General features: G+C 76.1%; 9 protein-coding genes. 5 read left to right on the top strand and 4 right to left on the bottom strand.

Annotation, left to right across the window (positions count from 1 at the left end):
* Complete coding sequence (locus tag VGH76_RS12970; RefSeq protein WP_331557097.1) at positions 1 to 1302, top strand: MFS transporter; 1302 nt, start codon at positions 1 to 3, stop codon at positions 1300 to 1302.
* 111 nt (positions 1303 to 1413) lie between these two features.
* On the opposite strand, the gene VGH76_RS12965 is transcribed toward VGH76_RS12970, so the two are convergent.
* From VGH76_RS12965 to VGH76_RS12950, 4 genes are all read right to left on the bottom strand, one after another.
* Positions 1414 to 1641, bottom strand: coding sequence for a hypothetical protein (locus tag VGH76_RS12965; protein ID WP_331557096.1), 228 nt, complete (start codon positions 1639 to 1641; stop codon positions 1414 to 1416).
* Positions 1642 to 1696: 55 nt separating this feature from the next.
* Positions 1697 to 3280 (bottom strand): dynamin family protein, encoded by a 1584-nt coding sequence (locus VGH76_RS12960; RefSeq protein ID WP_331557095.1) that lies wholly within the window; start codon positions 3278 to 3280, stop codon positions 1697 to 1699.
* Positions 3277 to 5220 (bottom strand): dynamin family protein, encoded by a 1944-nt coding sequence (locus tag VGH76_RS12955; RefSeq protein WP_331557094.1) that lies wholly within the window; start codon positions 5218 to 5220, stop codon positions 3277 to 3279. Before VGH76_RS12955 ends, VGH76_RS12960 begins: the two co-directional genes overlap by 4 nt.
* A 127-nt stretch (positions 5221 to 5347) precedes the next feature.
* Positions 5348 to 6415, bottom strand: a complete 1068-nt coding sequence (locus tag VGH76_RS12950; RefSeq protein WP_331557093.1) for an IniB N-terminal domain-containing protein — start codon at positions 6413 to 6415, stop codon at positions 5348 to 5350.
* 275 nt (positions 6416 to 6690) lie between these two features.
* Here VGH76_RS12950 and VGH76_RS12945 point away from each other — a divergent pair, with 275 nt between their 5' ends.
* The 4 genes from VGH76_RS12945 to VGH76_RS12930 all read left to right on the top strand — a co-directional run.
* Positions 6691 to 8823 carry an Hsp70 family protein gene (locus tag VGH76_RS12945; RefSeq protein WP_331557092.1) on the top strand — a complete coding sequence of 711 codons (2133 nt, stop codon included), beginning with the start codon at positions 6691 to 6693 and terminating at the stop codon, positions 8821 to 8823.
* Positions 8824 to 8825: 2 nt separating this feature from the next.
* Positions 8826 to 10391 carry a helix-turn-helix transcriptional regulator gene (locus tag VGH76_RS12940; protein WP_331557091.1) on the top strand — a complete coding sequence of 522 codons (1566 nt, stop codon included), beginning with the start codon at positions 8826 to 8828 and terminating at the stop codon, positions 10389 to 10391.
* A 71-nt stretch (positions 10392 to 10462) separates the two neighbouring features.
* Positions 10463 to 10765, top strand: coding sequence for a DUF302 domain-containing protein (locus VGH76_RS12935; RefSeq protein ID WP_331557090.1), 303 nt, complete (start codon positions 10463 to 10465; stop codon positions 10763 to 10765).
* A 16-nt stretch (positions 10766 to 10781) separates the two neighbouring features.
* The coding region (locus VGH76_RS12930) for an Ig-like domain-containing protein (RefSeq protein ID WP_331557089.1) at positions 10782 to 11461 on the top strand (680 nt) is incomplete at its 3' end.

The raw sequence follows: 11461 nt of genomic DNA, 5'->3' as shown, positions 1-11461 counted from the left end.
ATGCCGACCCGATTCCGGTGGGCCACGATCGCGCTGATCGTCGCCCTGATCGTCATCAACTACATCGACCGCAGTGCGATCTCGTACGCCGTCACGCCGCTCCAGAAGGAATTCGGGATCTCGACCGCGGAGTACGGCGTGGTCTCGAGCGTCTTCGCGATCGGCTACATGGTCTTCGCGTTCCTGTCGGGTCCGCTGGTCGACCGGTTCGGCACGCGGCGGGTGCTGCTCACCGCGATCATGCTGTTCTCGCTGTGCACCGCGCTGACCCCGCTCGCGGGCGGCTTCGTCGGCCTGCTGCTCATCCGCCTCGTGCTGGGCGCGGCCGAGGCGCCGGCCTTCCCGGCCGCGAGCCGGACCGCCAGCCGGTGGCTGCCGCGGGACGAGCGCGGGTTCGCCCTCGCCCTGATCGGCGGGGTCGCGGTCTCGGGCAGCCTGCTCATCGCCGGCCCGCTGCTCACCCAGCTCATCGGCGCCGTCGGCTGGCGGGGCACGTTCTGGACGATGTGCGGGCTCGGCCTCCTCTGGGCGGTCGTCGCCGTCGGCCTGCTGGCCGCCACCCCCGAGGACTCGCGCCGGGTGAACGCCGCCGAGCGCGCCCTCATCGCGGCCGGCCAGGACGCCGCCGAGCAGGACAGCGCCCCGCGGCGCACCGACTGGCGCTCGCTGTTCACCAACCGGAACCTCTGGATCGTCGCCGTCGGCTACTTCTCCTGGGGCTTCATGTTCTGGGGCTTCATGTACTGGCTGCCGCAGTACCTCGGCACGGCGTTCCACCTGAGCCTCAAGGCCGTCGGGGCGTTCGCGATCGCGCCGTGGGCGGCCGGGATCGTCGGCGCCCTCATCGGCGGATTCCTCGTCGACCGGGTCTACCGGCGCACCCGCAGCGTGCGCAGCCGCTTCACGATCATGGGCGTCGCGCTGCTGCTCTCCGGCGCGTCGCTGATCCCGGTGTTCCTCGACCCCTCGCTGACGGTCGCGCTGGTCTCGATCTCCTGCGGCGTCGGGTTCGGGTTCGTCACCGGCGGCATCTGGTGGGTCGCCTCGATCGACGCCGAGCCGGCGCAGCCTGCGACGGCGGCCGGGTTCGCCGACGCCGCGTTCGCGCTCGCTGGGATCGTCGCGCCGCTCGCGATGGGCTTCATCGTCGCGGGCACCGGCACCTTCACCAGCGGCTTCATCACGATGAGCGTCCTGGCGGTCGTCGGCGCGCTCGCGATGCTGCTCGGCACCCGCGAGCCGGAGCACACCGACCGCCCCGCCGTCCCGGCCGACGCCCCCTCGGAGGCCGAGTCGGTGTAGGTGCGCTCCGCGCCTGTGAGCACTTTCCGGGGTCATAGCCCCGGAAAGTGCTCACATGGCGTCAGCCACCCAGGGCGCCGGACGTGGTCGACTCGTGTGCCGTGGGCCCGGTCATCGGGTGGCTCCTTCCTCGACGTCGGCCGCAGGCGCGCCCGCCCCGTCCACGAAGTGCCGTTGGGGCACCGCTCGGATGAGCTCGTTGCACACGAACGCGACGACGAGCAGCCCGATCATGATCAGGAACGCGACGGTGTAGTGGCTGGCCAGGCTGCCGCCGATCACCCCGTAGCCGAGCACGACGAGCCAGAGCTGGCCGGCGACGATGCCCGGCGCCGCCACGAGTCCGCTAGGTGCACTTCGTGCTCGTGAGCACTAATCCGTCCTAGAGGGCGGGTTAGTGCTCACCTGGGCGGAGCGCACCTATGAGGCCCTCGCACGACCGCACCACCGCGCGCGCCACCTCGGCCGCCGCCCGCGAGGTCAGCGGGCTCTCCGCCCGCACCCGCCATCGGTCCAGCGCCTCCAGCGCCGCCGCCCGCACGTCGGAGCCGGCGCCGTCGTCGAGCCCCAGCCGCTCCGCCGCGCCCGGCCCCTCGCCTCCGAGCAGCCGCTCCGCCTCGCCCGCGGTCCCCTCGGGCAGGCCCACCTGACCCTGGCGCAGCGCCGCGAGCAGCCGCTGCTCGGTGAACGCGTGCGCCCCGGTCAGCAGCCGTTCGAGCTCGGCGGCCACCGGCCCGGCGTCGGGACGCGGCGCCCGCCCCAGCACCAGGTCGACGGCGAGCAGCGCCGACCGGGCCTGGTGCACGTCGCGGCGCCCGAGCACCCGGGACGAGAGCACGTCGCGCAGCTCGCCCAGCCCGCTGCGCCGCACCAGTTCTTCGGCCAGCGACGGCGAGTCGACCACCCCGCGCCCGGTCCGCGCGCCGCGGCGCAGCACCGTCGTCGCCGACCGGATGCCGAACACCCCGAACCGCTCCATGAGCCGGCGCCGGGTCGGCTCGTCCAGCCGCACTCCGTCCGGGTCGGACGCCAGGGCCTCCGCGACGACGGCGGGCGGCTCGGCCGCGGTGAACCGGTCCGCGGAGAGCAGCAGCGCGTCGACCTCGGCCCGCGGCGCCCGCGCGAGCGCGCGCAGCGCGGTGAACTCCGACTGCCGCAGCGTCCGCGCGGTCTCGGCCAGCAGCCCGTCGACCGCGACGACCGTCTGGCACAGCGGCCGCAGCGCCGGGTCCTCGCGGTAGGCCTGGGCGACCTGGCCCGCCGTCGTCACTGCGTCCAGGCCGCCGCCGCCGACCTCGTCGGCCCGCGAGAGCACCACGATCGTCCCCGACGCGCCGACCGCGCCGAGCCCGCCCGCGCCCCCCTGCGCGAGGTCGGCGAACGCCTCGAGGAACCCGACGTCGGAGCGGTGCGCGTGGCGCATGAGGTAGACGACGGCGTCGGCCCCGCTGGGCCGGTCGTCCGGGGTCACGAACGAGAGCGTCCGCCGCGAGTTGGTCTCGCGGATCGACTCCAGCCCGGGGGTGTCGACGAGCGTCGCGTCGGCCAACCCGCGCGAGGGCCAGTCCACGAGCAGGCGCCCGACCCGCGCCGGGTCACCGATCCCGCCCAGGTCGATCCGCAGGCCCTCCGCGTCGCGGGTGAACGGGACGGCGCCCCGCCGGCCGTCCACGTCCTCCCGCACGACGGCGGCGCTGGGCGCGTCGCGGTACCAGGTCACCAGCCGGGTGCACTCCCCCGCGTCGGTCGCCGCGATCCGCTCGCCGACCAGGGCGTTGAGCAGCGTCGACTTCCCCGCCTTGAGCGTCCCGGCCAGCGCGACCCGCAGCGGTTCGTCGAGCCGGGCGCGGGCGTCGTGCAGCACCGCGCGCGCCCACGCCGTCGCCGGGTCCGCGGGACCGGAGCCGTAGAGATGCAGCGCGCCGTCGACGACGCTGCGGGTCGCCCCGACGAGCCCGCTCGGATCGGGCGCGCTCACGCCCCGACCAGCCGCGACGGGCGCGACGACGACGAGCGTGCGGGACCCGCCGACGCGCGGGCACGCTCCCGGCGCGCGCGGTCGGCGAGGTGCTCGACCCGCTCCAGCTCGGCCTCGACGTCGGCCAGCCGCGCCGAGCGCTTCGCGCCGTCGGCCTCCACCGCGTGGGCCGCCTCGGCCGTCGCGGCCAGGGAGCGCTCGAGCTCCTCGGCGGTCGTCGTGAAGTGGTCGCGCAGCGTGCGCTGCACCTCGCGGAGCATGTCGCGGGAGTTCTTGCCGGCCTGGAAGATCACGTCGTCGACGTGGCGGCGGACCGCCTGCTTGGCCTCGGACTGCCGACGACGTAGGGCGCGCTTGCGCTCGTCCACCAGCGTCTTCGACCCGAGCAGCAGCCCCGCCCCCACGGAGAACGGGTTGAGCAGCGCCATGCCCCCGATCGTCGTCAGCATGCCGATCATCAGCACGCCCCCGTAGGACCCGCGCATCCCGATCATCAGCGACTGCGCGAACCCGAACTTCTCGTGGTCCGGCGCGGCGAGCATCCCCACCGGGTCGGCGACGAGCCCGGACCCGTCCGGCGAGGGCCCCACGGCGACCGGGGGCAGGACGCCCTCGCCGTCCTCGGCGAAGTGCGTGGCCACCCGCTCGGCGAGCCAGCGGGTGCGCTCCTCGGCCCACACGACGTTGGTCGACACCCCGGCCGAGACCTGCTGGTGCAGCCAGGGCGCGAACTGCTCCCAGGTCTTCGCGGGGTCGGTGTCCTCCAGGGCGGTCTCGGCGTCGGTGACGACGGCGCGCAGCCGGTCGCGCAGGTCGTACTCGATGTCGGAGACGAGGTCGGCGACGCCGTCGTTGAGGGTCTGCTGCCAACGCGCCGCCCGGTCGCGCAGCGCCGCCGCGCGCGCCCGGGAGTGCTCGACCTCAGCGGCGATCCGGTGCGCCCGCGCGGGGTCGGCGAGGGCGTCGCGCTCGGCGCGGAAGGTCGTCGCGAGCTGCTCGCAGGCGACGAGCACCTCGTCGGTGGCCATGCGGACGCGGCGGGCCTGCCGGCCGGCCACGACTTCGGACACGAGCAGCCGCCGCAGCTCCTCGATCCCGGACTCGGTGACGAGCGCCTGCGCGGTCTCGGCGGGGAGGTCGGCCTCCTCGGCGGCGTGCAGCGCGAGCGCGGCCGACGTCGGGAGCACCCGGACGGCACGCAGTCCTTCGTTGCCGTGTCCTCCCCCGCCGCTGCCCTCGCCCCTGCCCCGGTCCAGGTGGCCCCGGTCCAGGTCCGCGATCCGGCGCCAGTGCGGGTGCAGGTCGGTGCGGGTCAGCACGACGGCGACCGTCGGGCTCACCGCTGCGGCGGTCCGGACCAGGGCGAGCTCCGGGGCGGTGAGCTCCCGCCCGGCGTCGGCGACGACGAGGACCGCGTCCGCCCCCGGCAGCTCGGCCATCGTCGACAACGAGGCCGGCGACGCGAGCCCGCCTGCCCCCGGAGTGTCCACCAGCCGTAGGCCCTCGAGCACCGGGCGCGGCAGCGTCGCCTCGGCGTGCGACCAGCCCGCCCGGTTCTCCGGGTTGCCCTTCTCGGTGACGTGCTCGGCGAGCGCGCCCGGCGAGACCGGCTGCTGCTCGGTGCTCGCCCTCCCGTCCGGCTCAGCGACGCCCCGGACCAGCACGACCCCGGCCTGCTCGCCGTGCACGCACACGGTCGGCACCGTCGTCGCCCGGTGGGCGTCGGTCGGCAGCGCCCGGCCGCCGAGCAACGCGTTGACCAGCTCGGTCTTGCCCGCCTTGAACTCGCCGACGACGAGCACCCGGGCCCGGTCGTCGGCGACCGCGCGGGCCACGACCGCGAGCCGGCGCTCCAGGTCCGGGCGCTCGTAGGCGGTCGCCGCCCGGCGAGCCAGGGCGACGAGCTCGGTGAGCTCCCCACCCGTTCCCTGCTGGGTCATCCGTGCTCCCCCTGCCTCGTTCCCCCGCTATGACGACAGCCGGGACACGGCGCGTGTGCACCGTGCCCCGGCTGTGTCGTCACGCGGCCGACGTTACGCGGCCGTGACTCCCCCTCGTTGGTCGACCTCAGTGGTGGATCGCCGTGAGGTCGACGGAGTTGTCGTGGACGTTGAGGTGCTGCGAGTCGTCCGTCGCCGAGAACGTGTTGCCCGAGTGGCTCGAGTCCAGGTGGGACGAGTTGTCGGTGTCGAACGACCCGTGGTTGTTCGAGTTCGTGTTGTCGTGCGAGTCCGTTGACGTCTTCGTGACGTCGTGGGAGTCGGTCGAGTTGTTCGAGTCCGTGTTGTTGTGCGAGTCGGCCGTCGTCGTCGCGGCGTTCCCGTGCGTCGCCGTGGTGACGTTGCCGGAGCCGAACGCCTGCGAGTTGACGTGCTCCGAGTCGCCGGTGGCCGAACCGGTACCGGTGTTGATCGCGCCGCCGTCGCCGGTGCCGACGTGCGAGAGCGCCGAGCCGTTGCCGAACGACGTCGTCGAGCCGTCGCCGGACTGCTCGTTGCCGTTGCCGATCTGGTTGTGCCCGCCGGTGGCGACCGTGCCGTTGTTGTCGCCCTCGACGTCCACGCCTCCGGCGCCGACGTTGTGGGTCTCGTTGTTGACGCTGACGTCGGCGCCGTGGTCGGCCCAGATCTTGGTGATGTTGTTGGTGTTGTAGATCGTGTCGTGCGAGTCGAACGAGTAGTTGTTCGTCACGTAGTTGAGGTGCGTGACGACCTTGTCGATCTCGTTGTCGTGATCGGACCACTTGTGGTCGTCGTGGTCCCCGTGGCCATCGTCGTGGCGCTGACCGTGATGGTGGTCGCCGTGGTGACGCGGGGCGTCGTCGTGGTCACGGCCGGAGTCGCAGTCCTCCTCGTACTGCGCGCACTTCTGCGGGTCGACCTTCTCGAGGACGACGGGCATGAGGTCCTTGATGTCGTCGACGCAGACGTTCTGGAGGCCGGCCGCGTGCAGCGCCCCCTGCGGGTCGCGCTGGAAGTCGGCCAGCGCGTCCTTGTTGTTGAGCAGGTCCAGCAGGAACTGCAGCAGCGTCTTGTGCTCGCTCATGTCGTGTGCCCCCTGGCAGTCGGAGAGCGCCTCGGCGGTGCTGCCGGGCGGCGTGGTCACCACCGTGCCGCCCGGGGTCCCGCCGGCCATCGGGGCTCGCTCCGGGTTCGCGGTCGGGGCCCCTAGGGGGTCCGGGCCCACCCCCGGCTGCCACCCCCGGGGCCCGCCGTCACCGGGGGTGGCCACTACTCCCCGGGTCCTGCCGTGTCGTCACTCGGTCGAGCTACAACTGTGTAACGACGCTTCCGGGGGGGTCGATGATGCCCACGGATCAGCGACGCGCGGCCCCTCTCTCGAGGGGCCGCGGGAGCGGTGCGCGGGGTGCCCTCCGGGGCGCCGGGACGGGGGAGCTGGGAGTGCAGCACATGCCGGGACCGCACCAGGGATGGGCGCCGTGGCCGCCCGCGCCGCAGCACGCCGACAGCGTGGGCATCCCCTACGACCTGGGGATCGATCTCGGCACCACCTTCACCGCCGCCGCCGTGCGCGTCGAGGCCCGCCCCGGGAGCCCGGAACCGGGCGTGCGCGTCGTCGGCCTCGAGCGCGGCGCGGTCCAGGTCCCGTCTGTCCTGCTCGTCGACGACGACGGCGGCCTCCGGGTCGGCGCCGACGCCGAGGAGCGCGCCCCGTGGGCCCCGCAGCGCGTGGTCCGCGAGTTCAAGCGCCGCCTCGGCGACGACACCCCGATCGTCGTGGGCGGCGAGAGCTTCTCCGCCGACGGCGTGGCCGCCGAGATGGTCCGCTGGACCGCCGACCGGGTCGCCGAGACCCATGGCGCCGAGCCGCGCCGCATCGCCGTCGCCCACCCCGCCGGGTGGGGCGCCTACCGCCGCCGGGTGTTCACCGAGGCGCTCGCCGAGGTCGGCCTGCACGACGTCGTCCTGCTCACCGAGCCCGAGGCCGCCGCGGCCGCCCACGCCGCCGCCGGCCGGCTCCCGCTCGGCCGCACCGTCGCGGTCTACGACCTCGGGGGCGGCACCTTCGACGCCGCCGTCGTCCGTGGTGTGCCGGCGGGCCCGATGGCCCCGGTCGGCCTCACCGTCCTCGGCCGCGGCCAGGGCCTCGAGGCCCTCGGCGGGATCGACTTCGACGAGGCCCTCTTCTGGCACGTGTGCTCCGAGCTCGGGGGCGCCGTCGCCGCGCTCGACCCGGCCGACCCCGACACCGTCCGCGCCGTCGCCGGCCTGCGCCGCGCCTGCGTCGTCGCGAAGGAGACGCTCTCGGTCGACACCGAGGCCGTCGTCGAGGTGCGCCTGCCCAACGTCACCACCCGCGTGCGCGTCACCCGCGGCGAGTTCGAGGAGATGATCGAGCCGGCGCTGCGCCAGACCGTCGACGTGCTCGGCGAGGTGCTCGACTCCGCCCGCGTCACGGCGCGCGACCTCGACGGCGTGCTGGTCGTCGGCGGGTCGTCGCGCATCCCGCTCGTCGCCCGGATGCTCTCGACCGAGCTCGGCCGCCCCGTCGCGGTCGACCCCGACCCGACCACCGTCGTCGCCCGCGGCGCCACCTGGGCCGCTGCGGCCGCGAGCGGCGCGATCCGCCCCGCCGGTCCGCTCTCCGGCCCCTTCCCGACGCCGGGTTCGGTCCCGTTCCCGACGCCCGGCTCCGGTCCGTTCGCCGCGGTGCCACGTCCGGCCCTGCCCGGCGACGACGAGCCCCGCACCGAGGTCGTCGGCCGGGACGCGGCGCTGCTCGCGCACGCCCGCCACGCCGACGACCCCATGACGACGCCCGTGCGGCTCGATCTGCGCGCGGTCCAGTCCCGTCCTCGCGCGGGCGCGCCCGACCCGGTGACCGCGCCCATCGCCTCCCCCGGGCGCCCGACCGCCGTCTCCGCGACCCCCGGCGTCGCGGGTGCCGGGCCGCTGCAACCGCCCGGCACGCCCGACACCCGCAAGCGCCGGATCGCGCTCGGCGCCGGCGCCGCCGCGGTGCTGGTCGTCGGCGGCGCGGTCGCGGTGACCGTCCCGATGATCAGCAACACCGGCTCGTCGAGCGCCACGCTGGCCGCCCCCACGCCGGGCGCGCCGGCCGGGGTCACCGCCCAGCCCGCGGCCGCCGACGCCGGCACGCTCCCGGCGGGCACCCTCCCCGCCACGACGGACGCCGCGACCAGCACCGGCGCCGACCGGACCACCTCGGCCGCGAACAAGGCCTCCACCGAGGCCGCGCCCGCCGCCCACGCGGCCGCACCGGCCGCCGCGAGGCCCGGCGCGCCCGTGGCCGCCTCCGCGCCCGCTCCCGCCCCTGCCGCCCCCGCTCCGGCGGCGACGACGACCCCCGCCACCGGCGGGACGACGGGCACCACCACGACCACCCCGGAGCAGGGCAAAAGCGGCGGCACGCCCGGCGGAGCCGGCGGAACGACCGGCGGTGGCACCACCGGCGGGACGACCGGAGGCACGACGGGAGGCACCACCGGAGGAACGACCGGCGGGATCACGTCCACGCCGCCGACCTCCACCGCGCCCGTCGCCCCGGGCCCGACGGTATGACCGTGCTCGACGAGACCCTCGTGTACGGCGCCCTCGACCTGGTCGACGAGGCCGAGCGGGCGGTGACGGCCGGCGAACTGGTGGAGGCCGCCCGCTGCGCCGACGCCGTGCTCGCCGAGCCGGACGCCGAGCCGTCCCGGCTGGTCCGCGCCGCACACGTGCTCGCCGGGGTCCACGCTCACCGCGGCATGCTCGCCGACGCCGCCGACCTGCATGCCTGGGTCGCCGCCGTCGCCCCCGGCTCGGCCTCGCCCGCGGCCGCCGTCGCCCTCGTCGGCACCGGCCGCGGGACCGTTGAGCCCGCCACCGCCGCGGGCCGCCCGGCCCCGCCGACCCTGCGCGCGGGCGCCGAGGGCCTCGTCGGGCGGGCGGTGTCCGCGAGCGTGCACCCGGGCGGCTCGGCCGCCGCCCTCTCCGAGCTCACCCGCGCGGCCGCGATGCTGGAGTGCCGCGGCGGCGCGGTCCTGCTCGACGACTCCCCCGCCGCCCTGGGCGCGCTCGTCGCCCTGCACCGCGGCGAGCCCGACCTCGCACGCTCCCTCGCCGACCGCGCCGTCGCCGCCGACCTCGGCGGCGCGCCCCTGCGCCGCCGCCACCTGCTGCTGCGCGCCTGGGCCGACATGGCCGGCGGCGACCTCACCGCCGCCCGCGCGGGCCTCGACACCGCCGCCGCCCGCCCCGAGCCGGCCCACGCCCGCGACGAGCTCGTCGCCGTCGCCCTCGAGGCGGGCCTCGTCCGCCGGGCCGGCGACACCCGCGGCCTGCTCGCGGTGTGGACCCGCGCCCGCGAGGCGGTGCTGCACCACGCGGTCGACCTGTGGTCGCTGCTGGCGATCGGCGAGCTGGTCGTCGTCGCGGGCCGCCTCGGCCAGCAGGCCTGGCTCGCCCCGCACGCCGACGCCGTCGACGAGCTCCTCGCCGTCCTCGGCCGCCCCGTCCTGTGGGCCGCCCCGTGGCACTGGTGCGCGTTCCTCGCCGCGGTCGCCGCCGAGGACCCGCCCGCCGCCCAGCGCCACGCCGCCCACCTCGCCGACGCCGCCTCGGACCCGGCCGCCCAGGCCGGCTCGCTGGCCGCCGTCCTCGCCCGCGCCGCGCGGGTGTGGCTGCACGTGCTCGCCGGCGAGGTCGACCTCGACGAGGTCACCACTACGACGACGGCGCTGGCCGAGGCCGGCATGGCCTACGACGGGGCACGCCTCGCGAAGGAGGCCGCCGGCCGCACGACCGACAAGCGCGTCCTCGCGGCGATGCTCGGCCTCGCGCGCGGCCTGCTGGCGGGCCCGGCGACGGTCGAGGAGCCCGCCCCGGCCCCGGTGGCCACGCCGGCCGCCCCCGCACCCCGCGCGCCCGAGCCGCCGCGCCCGGCGTCGCGACCCGGCAGGCTCTCCGACCGCGAGCGCGAGGTCGCCGAGCTGCTGCTCGACGGCATGACCTACCGCGAGATCGGCGACCGGCTCTTCATCACCGCCAAGACGGTCGAGCACCACGTGGGCCGGATGCGGCAGCGCCTCGGGTCCGAGTCGCGCACCGACCTCTTCGCGGACCTCCGGGACGCCCTCGCGGCCTGAGCACGGACCCCGGCCGCCACATCGCCCGTCCGGCGGTGACCGTGCCATGCTCGTCGGGGAGAGGGGGCCGGGTGGACGCCGAGCGGTACACGACGAAGTCGAGCCCCTGGTCGGTTCCGGAGACCGTGGACCGGCTGACCGGGCTCATCGCCGCGCAGGGCATGACGCTCTTCGCCACGACCGACCAGCGCCCCGCTGCCCGTGGCGCCGGGCTCGAGCTGCTCGTCTGGGACGACGGCGGCCGCACGCGGGTGTCCTACGTGACGCCCGCCGCGCTCGCGGCCCGCCACGACCTCCCGCCGGAACTCGCGGCGCCCCTGGCCGGGATCGACGGACTGACCGACGCGGCGCTGACGGCGCCGTCGCACGACTGAGGAGGGCAGGAAGCGGATGGGTGTCCCGGCGCGGATCTGGCAGCGGGGCTTCGTGGGGCTGATGGCCGTGGTGCTCGCGTTCCTGGTGGGTTGCGGCATCTACGGCGCGACGGCCGTCGGGGCCGGGCCGCAGCAGGAGACGACCGCCGCCCCGCCACCGGCACCCGTCGTCACCCTCTCCCCCCGCGCCGGCACCGCGGACGTGCCGCCGAACCAGCCCGTCACGGTCACCGCCGACAACGGCCGCCTCACCGCGGTCACCCTGCGGACCCCCGACGGCACCCCCGTCGCGGGGACGGCGACCCCCGACGGGCGGAGCTGGCACGCGACCGGGGCGCTCGGGTACGGCACCTCCTACACGTGGTCGGGACAGGCCGCCGGGCCGGACGGCACGACGGTGCCCGTGACCGGCGCCTTCAGCACCCTCACCCCGGCCCGGACCACCCAGGCGCAGGTCAACATCGGCGACGGGGAGACGGTCGGGATCGCGGCGCCGATCATCGTGCAGTTCGACCGGCACGTGGCGGACAAGGCGGCCGCCGAGCGGGCGATGACCGTGCAGACCTCGGTGCCGACCACCGGCTCCTGGGCCTGGCTCGACGACGACAACGGCGGCTCCCGCGCCCACTGGCGACCGCAGAACTACTGGACGCCGGGCACGCAGGTCGCGGTCACCATCCACCAGTTCGGGACCGA

This window comes from Actinomycetospora sp. (assembly GCF_036497585.1).
Lineage (GTDB): Bacteria > Actinomycetota > Actinomycetes > Mycobacteriales > Pseudonocardiaceae > Actinomycetospora.
Note: the sequence above shows the minus strand (reverse complement) of the source record. Positions and strands in the feature narration are given on the sequence as shown.